Annotated in this window: 16 protein-coding genes; 8 read left to right on the top strand and 8 right to left on the bottom strand. The window is 38.8% G+C overall.

All coding sequences use genetic code 11. The features are described from left to right. Positions 1–9: 9 nt before the first annotated feature. The 3 genes from ftsA to lpxC all read left to right on the top strand — a co-directional run bounded on the left by ftsA (position 10) and on the right by lpxC (position 3,504). Positions 10–1,266, top strand: a complete 1,257-nt coding sequence (ftsA, locus tag M1F05_RS14100) for a cell division protein FtsA (protein ID WP_206082695.1) — start codon at positions 10–12, stop codon at positions 1,264–1,266. A gap of 60 nt (positions 1,267–1,326) precedes the next feature. Continuing rightward, positions 1,327–2,487, top strand: coding sequence for a cell division protein FtsZ (ftsZ, locus tag M1F05_RS14095; RefSeq protein WP_206082694.1), 1,161 nt, complete (start codon positions 1,327–1,329; stop codon positions 2,485–2,487). Positions 2,488–2,586: 99 nt separating this feature from the next. Further along, complete coding sequence (lpxC, locus tag M1F05_RS14090) at positions 2,587–3,504, top strand: UDP-3-O-acyl-N-acetylglucosamine deacetylase (protein ID WP_206082693.1); 918 nt, start codon at positions 2,587–2,589, stop codon at positions 3,502–3,504. A 27-nt stretch (positions 3,505–3,531) separates the two neighbouring features. Here lpxC and M1F05_RS14085 read toward each other — a convergent pair whose 3' ends face one another. Then, entirely contained in the window at positions 3,532–4,053 is a 522-nt protein-coding gene (locus M1F05_RS14085) for a DUF721 domain-containing protein (RefSeq protein WP_206082692.1), read from the bottom strand. Positions 4,054–4,130: 77 nt separating this feature from the next. Between M1F05_RS14085 and secM the strand changes: the two genes are divergently transcribed. The 3 genes from secM to mutT all read left to right on the top strand — a co-directional run bounded on the left by secM (position 4,131) and on the right by mutT (position 7,920). Further along, positions 4,131–4,658 (top strand): secA translation cis-regulator SecM, encoded by a 528-nt coding sequence (gene secM, locus M1F05_RS14080; protein WP_206082691.1) that lies wholly within the window; start codon positions 4,131–4,133, stop codon positions 4,656–4,658. A 96-nt stretch (positions 4,659–4,754) separates the two neighbouring features. After that, positions 4,755–7,466: a preprotein translocase subunit SecA gene (gene secA, locus M1F05_RS14075; RefSeq protein ID WP_206082690.1), complete on the top strand. Its 2,712-nt coding sequence runs from the start codon at positions 4,755–4,757 to the stop codon at positions 7,464–7,466. A gap of 61 nt (positions 7,467–7,527) precedes the next feature. Further along, entirely contained in the window at positions 7,528–7,920 is a 393-nt protein-coding gene (gene mutT, locus M1F05_RS14070; protein ID WP_206082689.1) for an 8-oxo-dGTP diphosphatase MutT, read from the top strand. 84 nt (positions 7,921–8,004) lie between these two features. Here the strand turns inward: mutT and yacG are convergent, their stop codons facing one another. The 7 genes from yacG to ampD all read right to left on the bottom strand — a co-directional run bounded on the left by yacG (position 8,005) and on the right by ampD (position 13,584). Next, positions 8,005–8,202 carry a DNA gyrase inhibitor YacG gene (gene yacG, locus M1F05_RS14065; protein ID WP_206082688.1) on the bottom strand — a complete coding sequence of 66 codons (198 nt, stop codon included), beginning with the start codon at positions 8,200–8,202 and terminating at the stop codon, positions 8,005–8,007. A gap of 16 nt (positions 8,203–8,218) precedes the next feature. Next, positions 8,219–8,977 (bottom strand): cell division protein ZapD, encoded by a 759-nt coding sequence (gene zapD / locus M1F05_RS14060; RefSeq protein WP_206082687.1) that lies wholly within the window; start codon positions 8,975–8,977, stop codon positions 8,219–8,221. 8 nt (positions 8,978–8,985) lie between these two features. Continuing rightward, the gene (gene coaE, locus M1F05_RS14055; protein ID WP_206082686.1) at positions 8,986–9,591 is read right to left on the bottom strand and encodes a dephospho-CoA kinase; all 606 of its coding nucleotides are present in this window, start codon (positions 9,589–9,591) and stop codon (positions 8,986–8,988) included. A 164-nt stretch (positions 9,592–9,755) separates the two neighbouring features. Beyond that, the gene (locus M1F05_RS14050; RefSeq protein ID WP_206082685.1) at positions 9,756–10,934 is read right to left on the bottom strand and encodes a type II secretion system F family protein; all 1,179 of its coding nucleotides are present in this window, start codon (positions 10,932–10,934) and stop codon (positions 9,756–9,758) included. Between the two features lies 1 nt (position 10,935). Further along, positions 10,936–12,333 (bottom strand): ATPase, T2SS/T4P/T4SS family, encoded by a 1,398-nt coding sequence (locus M1F05_RS14045; protein ID WP_318825872.1) that lies wholly within the window; start codon positions 12,331–12,333, stop codon positions 10,936–10,938. Positions 12,334–12,345: 12 nt separating this feature from the next. Then, entirely contained in the window at positions 12,346–12,771 is a 426-nt protein-coding gene (gene ppdD / locus M1F05_RS14040; protein WP_206082683.1) for a prepilin peptidase-dependent pilin, read from the bottom strand. Positions 12,772–13,047: 276 nt separating this feature from the next. Further along, positions 13,048–13,584: a 1,6-anhydro-N-acetylmuramyl-L-alanine amidase AmpD gene (ampD, locus tag M1F05_RS14035; RefSeq protein WP_206082682.1), complete on the bottom strand. Its 537-nt coding sequence runs from the start codon at positions 13,582–13,584 to the stop codon at positions 13,048–13,050. A gap of 105 nt (positions 13,585–13,689) precedes the next feature. Between ampD and nadC the strand changes: the two genes are divergently transcribed. Further along, positions 13,690–14,592: a carboxylating nicotinate-nucleotide diphosphorylase gene (gene nadC / locus M1F05_RS14030; protein ID WP_206082681.1), complete on the top strand. Its 903-nt coding sequence runs from the start codon at positions 13,690–13,692 to the stop codon at positions 14,590–14,592. Between the two features lie 596 nt (positions 14,593–15,188). Continuing rightward, positions 15,189–15,959 carry a pyruvate dehydrogenase complex transcriptional repressor PdhR gene (gene pdhR, locus M1F05_RS14025; protein WP_206082680.1) on the top strand — a complete coding sequence of 257 codons (771 nt, stop codon included), beginning with the start codon at positions 15,189–15,191 and terminating at the stop codon, positions 15,957–15,959. Positions 15,960–15,985 lie beyond the last annotated feature (26 nt).

Below are 15,985 nucleotides of genomic sequence, written 5' to 3'. Positions count from 1 at the left end.
GCAGAAGAAATGATTAAAGCAACGGACAGAAAATTAGTGGTAGGCCTTGAAATTGGAACTTCCAAGGTATCAGCCCTTGTTGGCGAAATTCTGCCCGATGGTATGGTTAATATTATCGGGGTGGGAAGCTGCCCATCTCGTGGAATGGATAAAGGCGGCGTAAACGACTTAGAGTCTGTTGTAAAATGTGTTCAACGGGCTATCGACCAAGCAGAACTGATGGCAGATTGCCAAATTTCCTCTGTCTATTTGGCGCTTTCAGGTAAACACGTTAGCTGCCAAAATGAAATTGGTATGGTGCCAGTTTCTGAAGAAGAAGTGACACAAGAAGACGTTGATAGTGTGGTGCATACGGCGAAATCAGTGCGTGTGCGTGATGAACATCGAATTCTGCACGTAATCCCGCAAGAATTTGCGATCGACTACCAAGAAGGGATTAAAAACCCAGTAGGTTTGTCGGGTGTGCGCATGCAAGCAAAAGTTCATTTAATTACTTGCCATAATGATATGGCGAAAAACATTGTTAAAGCGGTTGAACGTTGTGGACTAAAAGTTGACCAGCTGATTTTTGCTGGTCTCGCAGCAAGTTATAGCGTATTAACTGAAGATGAACGTGAATTAGGTGTGTGCGTGGTGGATATCGGTGGTGGTACTATGGATATGGCCGTTTATACTGGCGGTGCGTTACGCCACACGAAAGTGATTCCTTACGCAGGGAATGTGGTTACCAGCGATATCGCGTATGCCTTCGGTACGCCACCAAGTGATGCAGAAGCGATTAAAGTTCGCCACGGTTGTGCTGTCGGTTCGATTGTGAGTAAAGATGAAACGGTTGAAGTGCCGAGCGTTGGTGGTCGACCACCGAGAAGTTTACAACGTCAAACCTTAGCAGAAGTCATCGAGCCGCGGTATACTGAGCTGTTAAACTTAGTAAATGAAGAAATTTTAAATTTACAGGAACAGTTACGTCAACAAGGTGTCAAACACCATTTAGCGGCTGGTATTGTCTTAACGGGCGGCGCTGCACAGATTGACGGTTTAGTTGAATGTGCCCAGAAAGTATTCCACACCCAAGTAAGGATTGGTACGCCGTTAAATATTACGGGGTTAACAGATTACGCGCAGGAGCCATATTATTCTACCGCGGTAGGGCTTCTGCATTACGGTAAAGAAAGCCATCTTGGCGATGATACCGAGACAGAAAAGCGTGCCTCAGTCACAGGTTGGTTCAGTAAAATCACCAGTTGGTTGAAAAAAGAATTCTAATTTTAATAAAGAAGCCTATTATTAGCTTCAAAAGTAGTAAGCACAAAACGGAGAGACATTATGTTTGAACCAATGGAGCTCACTAACGATGCGGTGATTAAAGTCATCGGTGTTGGTGGCGGCGGCGGTAATGCCGTTGAACACATGGTGCGTGAACGTATTGAAGGCGTCGAATTCTTCGCCGTCAACACGGACGCACAAGCACTGCGTAAAACCGCAGTCGGACAAACTATCCAGATCGGTACGGGTATTACAAAAGGTTTGGGTGCAGGTGCAAACCCTGAAGTCGGCCGCAATGCTGCGGAAGAAGATCGCGAAGCGCTACGTAATGCATTAGATGGTGCTGACATGGTTTTCATCGCAGCAGGTATGGGCGGTGGTACAGGCACAGGTGCAGCGCCAGTCGTTGCCGAAGTGGCGAAAGAATTGGGTATTCTGACAGTTGCGGTCGTGACTAAGCCTTTCAATTTTGAAGGCAAAAAGCGTATGGCATTTGCAGAAGCGGGTATCACTGAGTTATCAAAACACGTTGACTCCTTGATCACCATCCCAAATGACAAATTATTAAAAGTTCTTGGTCGTGGTATCTCATTACTGGATGCTTTTGGTGCGGCAAACGACGTACTTAAAGGCGCAGTACAAGGTATTGCAGAGCTGATTACTCGCCCAGGTTTAATGAACGTGGACTTTGCTGACGTGCGTACCGTTATGTCAGAAATGGGCTACGCGATGATGGGGTCTGGTGTGGCACGCGGTGAAGATAGAGCCGAAGAAGCTGCTGAAATGGCAATTTCTAGCCCATTACTGGAAGACATCGACCTGTCAGGCGCTCGTGGTGTGTTAGTCAACATCACCGCTGGTTTCGACCTGCGTTTGGATGAGTTTGAAACGGTAGGTAACACTATTCGTGCATTCGCATCTGATAATGCGACTGTGGTAATCGGTACTTCTCTCGACCCAGAAATGCATGAAGAGCTGCGCGTTACAGTTGTTGCAACAGGTATTGGTATGGACAAACGCCCTGAAATTACCTTAGTTAGCAACAAAATGTCACAGCAGGCGTCAATGGAACAACGCTATCAGCAAATGCAAAATAGCATGTCTTCATTAACCGAAGAGAAACCAGCAGCGGCTAAAGCGGTCAATGACCAAAATACGCAAACAAACAAAGAACCAGATTATCTCGATATTCCTGCGTTCTTGCGTAAGCAAGCCGATTAATTTTATTTATATTGGATTCTCCGCTTTTTGTGCTAAAATTTCCTACTGATTATTTTGTATGATGATCAGTAGGACTTATAACATTGCGAGAAATAGACGATGATCAAACAACGGACATTAAAACGTATTATTACAGCGACTGGTGTTGGTTTACATACCGGCAAAAAAGTTACGCTGACTTTACGTCCAGCGCCGGCAAACACCGGGGTCATCTACCGTCGTACTGACCTTAATCCACCGGTTGATTTTCCGGCAGATGCGAAATCCGTTCGCGATACGATGTTATGTACTTGCTTAGTCAATGAAGATAACGTACGTATTTCGACCGTTGAGCATTTGAATGCTGCATTAGCAGGGTTAGGTATCGATAACATTGTTATTGAAGTCAATGCGCCTGAAATCCCGATCATGGATGGCAGTGCTGCACCGTTTGTTTTCTTACTGCTTGATGGCGGTATTGAAGAGTTAAATTGTGCGAAGAAATTTTTACGTATTAAAGAAACTGTTCGTGTTGAAGATGGCGATAAGTGGGCAGAAATGCGACCTTACAATGGTTTCAGCCTGGATTTCACTATCGATTTCCAACACCCGGCGATTGATAGCAGCACTCAGCGCTATTCACTTGATTTCTCTGCGGAATCATTTGTGAACCAAATCAGCCGTGCACGTACGTTTGGTTTTATGCGTGATATCGAATATCTGCAATCCCAAGGCTTATGCTTAGGCGGTAGTTTCGACTGCGCTATCGTTGTTGATGACTATAAAGTCCTCAATGAAGATGGCTTACGTTTTGAAGATGAATTCGTTCGTCACAAAATGTTGGATGCAATTGGTGACTTATTTATGTGTGGGCACAACATTATTGGCGCATTCACTGCGTTCAAATCTGGCCATGCACTGAATAACAAACTTCTGCAAGCGGTTCTTGCTAAAGAGTCAGCTTGGGATCTGGTCACCTTTGAAGATGAAGCTGAATTGCCTGTGGCATTCAAAGCGCCTTCAGCTGTATACGCATAACTATTATGCGGCTAGCCCAAATCTGGGTTAGCGCTTTCTGTTGGTTGCACTAGTACTCTCTCCGGCTAGTGCAGCCAGCCGCTCAAACCTTTCTTTTAATCCTTTCGGGCTATTTTCCGCTAATTTTAATAATACTTGTGCTGTTTGTGTACTTATCTGCCTTTCGTTCATTTTTTGTGTTGATGCAGCTGTTCGGTTATTTACTGAGCTATTTTGTTTGGTTTTTCGCATTAAATCAGGATTGATTCTGATGTCGATAGACGATAATGATGGTAGAATAGAAGTTCTTAATGCGGAAAGTAAGTTTAATTTTTCATAATTAAGACGGGTCATCCAACTGGCATTTGCCACTTCAATGACCATAATATTATTACGGTAGTTTGCAACACGGCACATTGGCTTAATTTCAGCCGGCAATAAGCCCTTTACAGTGCGGTTCAGCTTGATAATGGCTTTTGCATTTCGCTGAATAGTTTGTAAAGTATTTGATGAATTTGCCAATGATCCCTCAAGAACATCGAAAAGTGCTTGTGGATGACTATCTCTCATTTTTGGCTCCGGCTAACAATGATGAAAACTAATGTACAGATAATAATATTGTCATTTATTCATTATAAAAGAGTTTAATGGGCATTTTAAATTTTTGGCGACAACTTGGTAGAAAATACTTTTGGTCCCACCTATTATTTGGTGTGGTTGCCACGGGTGTCGGCTTGCCTACAATTTTAAATGCTCTTTCCGAATCTCAGCTTACGCAAGTTAACTCATCACCTGCGAACCGCCAAAACCAAGCGGTTAATGCATTTGATAACTTATTTGCGCAGCAAAATTCTCAGCGTTCTTCTTCTTCATCATCATACTCGGTTAATTATTGGCAGCAACATGCGGTGCGCAATGTTATTCGCCAACTCACGTTTGCTTTTTCTGCAAATGAAGATGATGACGTAGCGACGACAAAAGAAGAATCCGAACAGCTTATTGTACCACAATTGATGCTGGATACGCTTTATGCCATGTTGGCAGAGCGTTCGCTTCAAACGCACGAAAGCACGGTACTAGTCAGTCATTATATTTACCCTCATTTTGTTACCTACCAGCCTGCTATTTGGGTTGCACAAGTACATGGCATTCGTGCTGGTCCATTAACTGCTTGATCTCTTAATAGATTTATCAACTCAATGTTGAGAAAATCTGCGCCTTAAAATCTATGAAATAATAAAATAACTTATTGATTTAATGAGATTAAAAGTATGTTAACTAAAATTTTGACCAAAGTATTCGGTAGCCGTAACGATCGTACTCTGCGCAGACTGCGCAAAGAAGTGGAAAAAATTAATCGCTTAGAGCCTGATTTTGAAAAGCTATCAGACGATGAGTTAAAAGCCAAAACAGTTGAATTTCGTGAACGCTTAACTAAAGGCGAGAGCTTAGAAAGCATTATTCCAGAAGCATTTGCGACCGTGCGTGAAGCCAGCCGTCGTGTTTTTGGTATGCGTCACTTTGATGTGCAGTTAATTGGTGGGATGGTACTGAACGAGCGTTGTATTGCAGAAATGCGTACAGGTGAAGGTAAAACATTAACTGCGACATTACCTGCTTATATTAATGCGTTAAGTGGCAAAGGCGTCCATGTTGTGACGGTAAACGACTACTTAGCAAAACGTGATGCGGAAAATAACCGCCCTTTATTTGAATTCTTAGGTTTAACGGTTGGTATCAACTTACCAGGTATGGCACCGCCTGCGAAGCGCGAAGCCTACGCTGCAGATATTACTTATGGTACTAATAATGAATTTGGTTTCGACTACTTACGTGACAACATGGCATTTAGCCCAGAAGAGCGTGTACAACGTAAATTGCACTATGCATTAGTGGATGAGGTCGACTCAATCCTTATCGATGAAGCGCGTACACCGCTGATCATTTCAGGTCCTGCAGAAGATAGCTCAGAACTTTACCAAAAAGTGGATAAGTTAATTCCACATCTGCAACGCCAAGAAAAAGAAGATTCAGATACTTTCCAAGGGGAAGGGCATTTCTCTGTTGATGAGAAATCACGCCAAGTCACTATCACCGAACGCGGTCTGGTGTTAATTGAAGAACTTTTGGCAAAAGAAGGCTTAATGGATGAAGGCGAATCATTATATTCACCAACAAACATTATGCTTATGCACCACGTAATGGCAGGCTTACGTGCTCATGCATTGTTCACCTTAGATGTTGACTATATCGTTAAAGATGGCCAAATCGTTATTGTTGACGAACATACAGGTCGTACAATGGAAGGTCGTCGCTGGTCAGATGGCTTACACCAAGCGGTTGAAGCAAAAGAAGGTGTTGAAATTCAAAATGAAAACCAAACCTTAGCGTCGATTACATTCCAGAACTATTTCCGTCTATACGAAAAACTGGCGGGTATGACGGGTACAGCGGATACTGAAGCATTTGAATTTAGCTCAATTTATAAATTAGACACTATTGTTATCCCAACTAACCGTCCAATGGTGCGTAAAGATTTACCTGACCTCGTTTATATGAACGAAACCGATAAATTTGCAGCCATTATTGAAGATATTCGTGAAAGAACCGCCAATGGGCAACCTGTTCTTGTTGGTACAATTTCCATCGAAAAATCTGAATTAATTTCTAATGCACTGAAAAAAGCCAAAATTGCCCATAACGTCCTGAATGCAAAATTCCACGCAATGGAAGCGGATATCATCGCAAACGCGGGACAAGCTGGTGCAGTTACTATTGCAACGAACATGGCAGGCCGTGGTACGGATATCATGTTAGGTGGGAGCTGGCAAACGGAAGTTGCTGCGTTAGAAGAGCCAACGCAAGAGCAAATTGATGAAATCAAAGCGAATTGGAAAGTGCGCCATGATGCGGTTTTAGCTGCGGGTGGTTTACATATCATTGGTACAGAGCGCCATGAATCACGTCGTATCGACAACCAGTTACGTGGTCGTGCAGGTCGTCAAGGGGATGCGGGTTCTTCACGTTTTTATTTATCGATGGAAGATGCTCTGATGCGTATCTTCGCTTCTGATCGTGTGACTGGCATGATGAAAAAACTGGGTATGAAACCAGGAGAAGCGATTGAGCACCCATGGGTAACTAAAGCGATTGCTAACGCACAGCGTAAAGTTGAAAGCCGTAACTTTGATATTCGTAAACAATTACTTGAATATGATGATGTTGCGAGTGATCAACGTCGTGCTATTTATACTCAGCGTAATGAATTGCTCGACGGTGGTGATATTAAAGAAACGGTTGACAGCATTCGCGAAGATGTTTTTACCACCACGATGGATGCCTATATTCCACCTCAATCATTAGAGGAAATGTGGGATATTGATGGTTTGCATCAGCGTTTAGTTAATGACTTTGATCTTGATCTGCCAATGAAAGAATGGCTGGATAAAGAACCTGAATTGCATGAAGAAACTTTACGTGAACGTATCATGCAAAAAGCGGTTGAAATCTATGAGCGTAAAGAGGAAATTGTTGGTGCAGAAGCGATGCGTAACTTTGAAAAAGGTGTCATGTTACAAACACTAGATACCTTATGGAAAGAGCACTTGGCTTCAATGGATTACTTGCGCCAAGGCATTCACTTACGTGGTTATGCACAAAAAGACCCTAAACAAGAATATAAACGCGAATCCTTTAGTATGTTTGCTAATATGCTTGAAGCCTTGAAATATGAAGTTATCAGCACATTATCTAAGGTACAAGTTCGTTTACCTGAAGAGGTTGAAGCATTAGAGCAACAGCGTCGTGAAGAAGCTGAGCGTTTAGCGAAAAGACAACAATTAAGTCATGAAGCGGGCGCTGAATCTTTAATGACTGAAACCGAAGCTAACATAGCAACTCAAGGTCACAAAATTGGTCGTAACGACCCTTGTCCTTGTGGCTCAGGTAAAAAATATAAGCAATGCCATGGCCGTTTGAATTAAGTTACTATTAACTCATTAATATAAAAAAGGCGGGGTAACCCGCCTTTTTGACGAAAAGATTATGAAAAAAAAACATCTGCGTATCTCGGCTGGAATTATTCGTAATTCCCAGCAAAAAATTTTTATTACTAAACGACCAGAAGGCACACATATGGCTGGCTTTTGGGAGTTTCCTGGCGGAAAGCTAGAACAAGGTGAATTACCTGAAGCTGCCTTGATTCGTGAGCTTGAGGAAGAAGTCGGGATTATTGCCACTCAGTATGAACAATTTCACCGTGTAGATCATGAGTTTGAAGATAGAATTATTACGCTTTATTTCTTTATTGTCTCTGCGTGGGATAATGAGCCTTATGGAAAAGAAGGGCAGGATTCACGCTGGGTAGAACAAAAAGCATTGGTTGAGAATGAGTTCCCACCTGCAAACCGTGTTATTGTAGAGATGCTTATACAGTAATAATTTTTTAATACATTGAAAATAAAGTGGAAAATATACAAGTTTAAACAGAGGTTACATTTTCCACTTTATAAAAATATAAAGCTAGTTATCTGGTTGCTCACTCCAATCATCACTTTCAGAGATATCGCTCTGGCTTGCAATGCGTTTCTCTTCACTGGCCCATTCACCAAGATCAATGAGCTGGCAACGCTTGCTGCAAAAAGGCCTAAAAGGGCTGCTTTCATTCCAAATCACAACTTTTTGACAGGTTGGGCAGTTAACTTCAATAATTTCACTCATAAAACATTTCTCTACTTTAACAGCAAGATAATTCAAAACGGATCATATCAGGGAGTATACCATTCTCGCTATCGATATGCAGGAAACGTAAAGCAAAGCGTGTTTTGTGACCTGAAATTTGTGGGTAAATAAAGTTTTCTGCGGGCAATTTTATGCGCAGTAGCTCTTTACCTTCGACACTATCTTGATAAAAGCCATTAAATGACTCTTTAGTTTCAAACGTTCCTGATTGGCGAATTAATGACAGAACTGTTTTTAAAGCATCATTTAAAGGATCGAGACTTTGAAGCCAGCCACTGATGGCTTTATCTCGTTCATTTTTTGGAATATTTAACCATAATTGTAATGTAGGTAAATCAAAACTACAGCAGCCACCGGGAATGCTTAGTCTTTGGCGAACCATGCTAATAATTTTATCTGTTCGTAAATGGTGACCAAAGCGAGGTGCAGACATTAAGTGAGATATTTTATCTGATAAATCAGTGAGTAATGAACTAATTAGTTGATTGTCCGCATTAGGGTCGCTAGCCCAATTTGATAAGCGAGTGCGTTGTTTTTCAAGCTCTTTAATAAGATCTGAACGGACTTCGCCTCTATCTAGAATTTCAATAAGTTCTGAGACTGAACGAAAAAATGCGATACCAGAAGAGTAGGAGGTGATATTGCTGAGCTCATAAATTTGAGATAAAAGAGTTTCAAGGCGCAACCAAGAACGGATCTTTTCATTCATTGGATATTCATAAGTGATTAAATTTGTAGTTGCTAGTTCGCCCATTTTAATTCCTATGGTTTTATTTTTGCTAGTGTTAAATATTTATTGTGAAGATTTGCTACCTTGTCTTGAATGCTGGTGTCTTTAGTATGGTTTGTAATAACGTCATCAGCATAAGATAATCGTTTTTCACGGCTAACTTGTGCATTTAATATATTTTTGACCTGCTCGAGACTTATATTGTCTCTTTTTATTGTACGTTGAATTTGTTCTTCAGGGGTAACATCAACGACTAATACCCTATCTGCTAAATGAGAAATGTTGTTTTCGATTAATAAAGGAACAACCCATAAAACATAAGGATAATTGTCTTGGTAGAGCTGTTTTTGCGTCTCTTGCTGAATTAAGGGGTGAAGAAGTGTATTTAGCCATTTTTTTTCATTAGTGTTTGAGAAAATAATGTCTCTTAAAAGGCCTCGATTTAGCGTGCCATCTAAAGAAATAATCTCTTTACCAAAGTGTGACCTGATAGCGTCAAAAGCAGGGGTATTCGGCTCTACAACTTGGCGAGCTATTACATCAGCATCGACGATGGGGACACCAAATTTAGCAAAGTTGTTTGCAATGGTCGTCTTACCACTCCCAATTCCCCCTGTTAAAGCAACGATATAAGGCATAAATTTTTCGATCACTTATAGAAAATAAAAATAGATTACACTGAAATTATCCGTTTGTCTTCACTCAAATTAACTTGAATGAATATAGTTAAAAATACTTATATAACATGATTCTATATGGTTAGAGTATCTTAATAATATGAGATAGATATTATTAAAAACTATCATCCAGTGACAACATTCCCTAGATTAAATATTGGAAGGTACATAGCTAGCATAATGATGCCAATTAAGAGTGAAATAAATACAAGAAGGACAGGTTCTAAGTTTTTCACTTTTCTCTCTATATGGAGCATGTATTGTTCGGAGTAGAACTTAAATAGGTATCTTGTAAAATAATAGAGTTTACCTGATTCTTCAGCAACGGCGATTAATTGAACTGCTAAACTTGGGAATAAAACAGTCTCTTTCATTGCATTTGAAAGTGTCCCACCTTTAAGAACAGCAGAGAGAATATTTTCACAATCTTTTTTGTATTGCTTATTATTGATTGTTTGTATTGTACATTTTAAACAATCAATTAGCGGAAGGCCGATTTTATATGTGGATGATACTGTTAGAAAATACAAGCTTAGATAATGATAGGAGATTAAACTTTTGAATACTGGCAGTTGTGAAAAAAAATGTTGTAAGTGCTGATGCTTATTTATTTTTAGTGTAAATATTAGAAGAACGAAAATAACTGATAAAAAATATGTGAATTGTTCTTTTATAAAGTCGGATACGTAAAGCATAGCTTGTGTTAATAGAGGTAGCTCCTGTTGAAAGCTATCGTAAATTTCTTTAAATTGAGGAATGACATACAAAAACATAATACATAGTAACATACCTGAAAATAGACAGAGAGTGAGCGGATAACGTATTGCTTTTTTGAACAATGCAGAGATTTTTTCATTATGCTCTAACATAAAGCTAATCGTATTAAAATTTTCATCATATTTACCTGTCTTTTCTGCAACAATGATAAGGCTAATAATTGTACTGCTAAAAATTTGTGGATGATTCTTTAAAAAATCGGAAAAAAGCTCCCCTTTTTCGATATGTAGAATCAAATTTTTAATAAAGTGACGCCAAAAAGGAAGGTGGCAATTTTCTGAAAGTATTTTTAAGCTTTGTATTAGTGTTATCCCAGATGATGTTAAGGCACCTAGTTGATGAAAGAAATGTATTCGATAGTTAATACAGGCGTGATTTAAATTAAAAATCGCTTTAATTTTGATTTTCAATGGAATAAGGTTATTTTCAGTAATAATAAGAAAAGCTTTTTTTTTACTTTTAGCTAACAAGGTATCTTCAATTATTTGGTTGTGAGCATTGAGTGCAATATATGAATAAATGAACATTTCAAGCCCCCTCGTTGCCAACAATGGCGTAAATTTCTTGTAATGTTGTTTCCCCTGATTCAATGAGCTTGATACCTGCTTGAAAAAGACGTTCAAAATTTACAATATTACGACCTTGTTGCTCCTGTAAATCTTGAATTATTTGCTGGTCAATGTACTCATAAACAGCTGTTCTTCCCATAAAGCCAGAAAAACAGTGCTCACATCCCTTAGACCTCCATTCATTAATCGTTAACACTCTATTTAGCTGAGTTTTTGATGGTGTAGGTATTTTACATTTAGGACATAATTTACGTACTAATCTTTGAGCTATCACCATTTTTAAGCAAGACATTAATTGTTTTTTTTCTACGTCAAGCTGGATCATACGTTCTATAGCGCTTACAGTACAATTAGTATGCAATGTAGATAAAACTAAATGGCCAGTTTGCGCTGCACGAGTAGCAATTTGGGCGGTTTCTTCATCCCTTATTTCACCAATCATAATAATATCGGGATCTTGGCGTAATAGTGCTCTAAGAATAAAAGCAAAGCTAAGTTCGGATTTTTCATGAACCTGTATTTGATTAATTCCTTGCAAAGGAATTTCAATCGGGTCTTCTATTGTTGAAATATTCCGAGAAGATTGATTTAAAAATTCCAGGGCACTATATAAAGTCACTGTTTTGCCACTGCCTGTAGGGCCTGTCACTAAGATTAGACCCTGAGGCTGATTTAAGTATCTTTTTAATGAGTCAAGAAGGGAAGAGCACATCCCTATGTGCTCTAATGAATATTTTAATTGAGTATTAAGAATTCTTAATACGAGTTTCTCACCATATAAGGTGGGAATACTAGAAAGGCGTATGCTGTAATTTTGCCCATCAAAATACCAATTCATTTGTCCATCTTGTGGACGTCTTTTTTCCGCAATATTCATTTTGGAAAGTATTTTTAGCCGAGCAATGATTTCATTGTTAATTTCGTAGGGTGCAGAAGGAAGAAAGTAAAGTTTCCCATCAACACGAATCCTAATCTTTAACCCCTGTTTGGATGGCTCAAGATGAATATCTGATGAGCGTTTATGAACTGCGGTTTTAAGTAAATTCTCAACAAAATCAACCGCAGGGGATGTAATATTTAATGTCTCTGCTTCTTTAGGTTGGTAAGGGATATCCTCCTCTTTGATTTGATGTATTACACTATTGAAGTAATGATCAACCTTTTCTTTAGGCCAAATATCATAGCAAACAGGAACGCTAGCAATAAACTTTAGAGTTGCCATAAGATTATCATCAGGTTTTTTAACCGTGGCTATAGATAATCTTTTATGGTTATAATCCACGATAATAATATAGTGCTTATCACATAATTTTTTTAGTTCTTTAAATATAAACTGGTTATCTTTCGTTATATTCATAATTACCCCTAATTAAAAACTAAACGTTTTTTCACATAAAGATTTTAAATTGGTATTGTCTTTTATTTCGCAAGCAACATTCCATTTAAATGGCGAGTTATTACCTGTGACAACAGGTGTTAGTGTAATATTAAGATCTGATAATGTTTTATCTCCACTCAGTTTCACAATACCTGATTTTACATCAATGGTTTTGATGTGTTTCCCTGAAATATTATTTGGAATATTATCGTTGCCACTATTACATTGAGATAGACTACCGAAATTGAAGTGGCATATTTCAATACTATTTTTGTAAGGTAAAATGGTTTGCAGGACATCGGTCATTGCAGCCTTTTGCATATAGCTTTGATAACCAGGAATAGCAATAACACCAAGTATAGATATTATTGCAATAACAACCATTATTTCGATAAGTGAAAATCCTTGTTGGCGCATGATAAAACCTCTGTTGTTAAGTGAGGTTTTATCATAAAGCTATTTTTCTCTATATTTTATTCATTGTAAATGATGTTGCGAAACGCTTTGTAGATAAATAAATGAATTGATGGTTTATTACATTTTTTATCGATCGGCTTCGCAAAATATAATTTAACTTTAATATTGGCCTTTTTTAATTTCTTTAATTAAAGGGAAATGGATGTATTAAGAATAATAAATATATAGCAATTGGAAAATAATTAATTTTCATTGCTATATATGATTAAACTAATTTTAAAGTAAGTTTCTATAATATTGCCAATCAAAAAATGGGCCAGGATCGGTTTTACGTAAAGGGGCAATATCACTATGACCCGTAATATTATGGGCAATCAATGGATATTGAGTAATAAGTTGTTGGGTTAAAGTCGCGAGAGATTGGTACTGTGATTCAGTAAACGGCTCAAAATCAGTGCCTTCTAGCTCAATGCCAATTGAAAAATCATTGCATTTTTCTTTTCCTTGGTAGCTTGATTGCCCTGCATGCCAAGCACGTAAATGAAAAGGAACATATTGAATAATTGAGCCATCACGGCGAATTAAGCAATGAGCAGAAACGCGAAGGTGTTTTATTTCCTCAAAAAAAGGATGTTCTTGAGGATTCAAAACCCCCGTGAATAATTGATTAATATAAGGCCCACCAAATTGACCTGGAGGAAGGCTAATATTATGGATAACAAGCAAAGAGGGAGTAACACCATCAGGGCGTTGATCATGATGCGGTGAGGGGATATGAGTCACATTATTTAACCAACCATCATGTATTTTCATCTCGTTATCCATAGTATTCTATCTTCTTTTTGTCAGGGCTCGTTATCTTTGGATGGAAAGATTAGCATAGATACAATAAGACGAGAGCATATTTTGGAGAAAGAAATGGCTATACGGCGTTATGATGAACAGCAAAGACGCGGCATTCTATTAGAGCGATTAGCAGTTGATATCCCTTTTATGGTGACAGTTGCATTAAAAGAAGACCTTGGACAGGTTGTTGACTATAAAAGAGATATCACAGGGCAGCTACTTAGTGAAAGCGCGATTGCAACCGCCCGTATTATTACACGGGAAAACGGTATCTTTTGCGGTAAACAATGGTTAGAAGAAGTCTTTCTTCAATTAGGCGGGCTAGTTAAAATTGATTGGAAAGTGAAAGACGGTGATACCGTCACATCAAATCAAGTGTTATGTGAAATGCAGGGACCATCTCAAGTTTTATTAACAGGGGAGCGGACTGCGCTGAATTTTATCCAAACACTCTCTTCGGTTTCGACAGTAACTGCGATATATGTAAAAGAGATTGCAGGAACTCGTGCCAAGCTACTTGATACTCGCAAAACGATTCCTGGCCTAAGAACTGCATTGAAGTATGCTGTTCTTATGGGGGGGGGATTTAACCATCGTTTGGGATTGTCAGATGCCTATTTAATTAAAGAAAATCATATTATTTCAGCAGGTTCGGTGGATATGGCGGTTGAACTTGCCAGACAAGCACACCCTGAAGTACCTATTGAAATTGAAGTGGAAAGCCTAGATGAGTTACTTCTAGCGCTAAAAGCAGGCGCAGACATCATTATGTTAGATAACTTTACACCGACAATGATGAAAGAGGCTGTAGTGCTAACTGCAGGGAAGGCTGCGCTTGAAGTCTCAGGTAATGTGACACTAAAAACAATAAAAGAATTTGCAGAAACTGGCATTGATTTTATTTCAGTGGGTGCTTTGACTAAACATATTCAAGCGATGGACTTATCAATGCGTTTTGTTGAGAACCATTCCTAGGGCATCATTACGCTATCAAAGTTTGATATAAGAACTGTATTGCTCAATTTCATCATACAGTTCTTTTATTTCTCATTAAGTGATTTATATCAGTATTCATAAAGTGGAAGTATTGGCATATTATTTTTAAAAGCATCAATATTATTCAATAGAAAGCGGGCCAATTTGAGTTGAAGATGCGGTTAGAATTTAAGATAAGTGTAAATTCAGTTGTGATTTTAACATTTTTGAAACAAAAAAAGTGAGACGTTTAAGTATAATAGAGCAGCTAAGGTTTTATTTGATTTTTAATTTGCTTTTAATGAATTTTTATTCATTAAAGTGATTGCTTTTACGATTCAGTTTGTATTTTTAATCGGTAAATGATGTTTTTTATGTTAAAAATACTCTCACGATATTGGTTGTTTAGTTATCAAAACATGCTAAATTTTAAAATAAATTGTTAATATTTGCAGGATTTTATGATTTAGCGCAAGGTCTTTATGGACAGATAGTGAATACTTTGTTACTTTATTAGCCCATAAACAAATTGGTATTACCAATTAACACTGGGTAATACGTAATCAATAATTACTCACTTATGAATATGGCAGATTATGACTTACGGTAAAATTCGCCAACCAAAGTTATCAGATGTAATAGAGCAACGGCTTGAACATCTTATTTTCGAAGGGACATTGCGCCCTGGCGAAAAGCTGCCCCCTGAACGTGAACTCGCAAAACAGTTTGACGTATCTAGGCCATCAGTGCGTGAAGCAATTCAAACATTAGAAGCGAAAGGGCTTCTATCTCGTCGTCAAGGCGGCGGCACCTTCGTACAAAAGAAAATGTGGCAAAGCTTTAGTGATCCTTTAGCTCAGTTACTCGAAGGTAATCCCGAATCTCAATTTGATCTTCTTGAAACTCGTCATGCCCTTGAAGGTATTGCGGCCTATTATGCTGCACTCCGTGGTACTGAAGAAGATCTTGACCGTATTCGTCAAAGTTATGAACTTATCGAAACCGCGCAAAAAAGCGGCGAGTTAGATGCCGAGTCAGATGCGGTACTCCAATACCAACTCATTGTGACAGAAGCGGCTCACAACGTGGTTCTATTGCATTTATTGCGCTGCATGATCCCAATGTTAGAACAGAATATCCGTCAAAACTTTGAATTTTTGTATACCCGTAAAGAGATGTATAACGCGGTTAGCTCCCATAGAGCACAAATTTTTGCTGCAATAATGGCAAGAGAACCTGAAAAAGCGCGCGAAGCATCTCACCGTCACCTGTCTTTTATTGAAGATTTGCTATTGGATATTAGCCGAGAGCAAACTCGTAGAGAACGTTCTTTACGGCGGTTACAGCAACACCCTGATTTAACTTAGTAATATAGATCCTGACTGCTGCGTCT

The organism is Providencia sp. PROV252, assembly GCF_033676005.1.
In the GTDB taxonomy this organism is placed as follows: domain Bacteria; phylum Pseudomonadota; class Gammaproteobacteria; order Enterobacterales; family Enterobacteriaceae; genus Providencia; species Providencia vermicola.
The sequence above is the reverse complement of the archived record's forward strand: the minus strand, read 5'-3'. Positions and strand labels throughout refer to the sequence as shown.

Bases quoted from the DNA above. Each gene is read 5' to 3' on its own strand.
- ftsA (WP_206082695.1), top strand. From the start codon at position 10: ATGATTAAAGCAACGGACAGAAAATTAGTGGTAGGCCTTGAAATTGGA.
- ftsZ (WP_206082694.1), top strand. From the start codon at position 1,327: ATGTTTGAACCAATGGAGCTCACTAACGATGCGGTGATTAAAGTCATC.
- lpxC (WP_206082693.1), top strand. From the start codon at position 2,587: ATGATCAAACAACGGACATTAAAACGTATTATTACAGCGACTGGTGTT.
- M1F05_RS14085 (WP_206082692.1), bottom strand. From the start codon at position 4,053: ATGAGAGATAGTCATCCACAAGCACTTTTCGATGTTCTTGAGGGATCA.
- secM (WP_206082691.1), top strand. From the start codon at position 4,131: ATGGGCATTTTAAATTTTTGGCGACAACTTGGTAGAAAATACTTTTGG.
- secA (WP_206082690.1), top strand. From the start codon at position 4,755: ATGTTAACTAAAATTTTGACCAAAGTATTCGGTAGCCGTAACGATCGT.
- mutT (WP_206082689.1), top strand. From the start codon at position 7,528: ATGAAAAAAAAACATCTGCGTATCTCGGCTGGAATTATTCGTAATTCC.
- yacG (WP_206082688.1), bottom strand. From the start codon at position 8,202: ATGAGTGAAATTATTGAAGTTAACTGCCCAACCTGTCAAAAAGTTGTG.
- zapD (WP_206082687.1), bottom strand. From the start codon at position 8,977: ATGGGCGAACTAGCAACTACAAATTTAATCACTTATGAATATCCAATG.
- coaE (WP_206082686.1), bottom strand. From the start codon at position 9,591: ATGCCTTATATCGTTGCTTTAACAGGGGGAATTGGGAGTGGTAAGACG.
- M1F05_RS14050 (WP_206082685.1), bottom strand. From the start codon at position 10,934: ATGTTCATTTATTCATATATTGCACTCAATGCTCACAACCAAATAATT.
- M1F05_RS14045 (WP_318825872.1), bottom strand. From the start codon at position 12,333: ATGAATATAACGAAAGATAACCAGTTTATATTTAAAGAACTAAAAAAA.
- ppdD (WP_206082683.1), bottom strand. From the start codon at position 12,771: ATGCGCCAACAAGGATTTTCACTTATCGAAATAATGGTTGTTATTGCA.
- ampD (WP_206082682.1), bottom strand. From the start codon at position 13,584: ATGAAAATACATGATGGTTGGTTAAATAATGTGACTCATATCCCCTCA.
- nadC (WP_206082681.1), top strand. From the start codon at position 13,690: ATGGCTATACGGCGTTATGATGAACAGCAAAGACGCGGCATTCTATTA.
- pdhR (WP_206082680.1), top strand. From the start codon at position 15,189: ATGACTTACGGTAAAATTCGCCAACCAAAGTTATCAGATGTAATAGAG.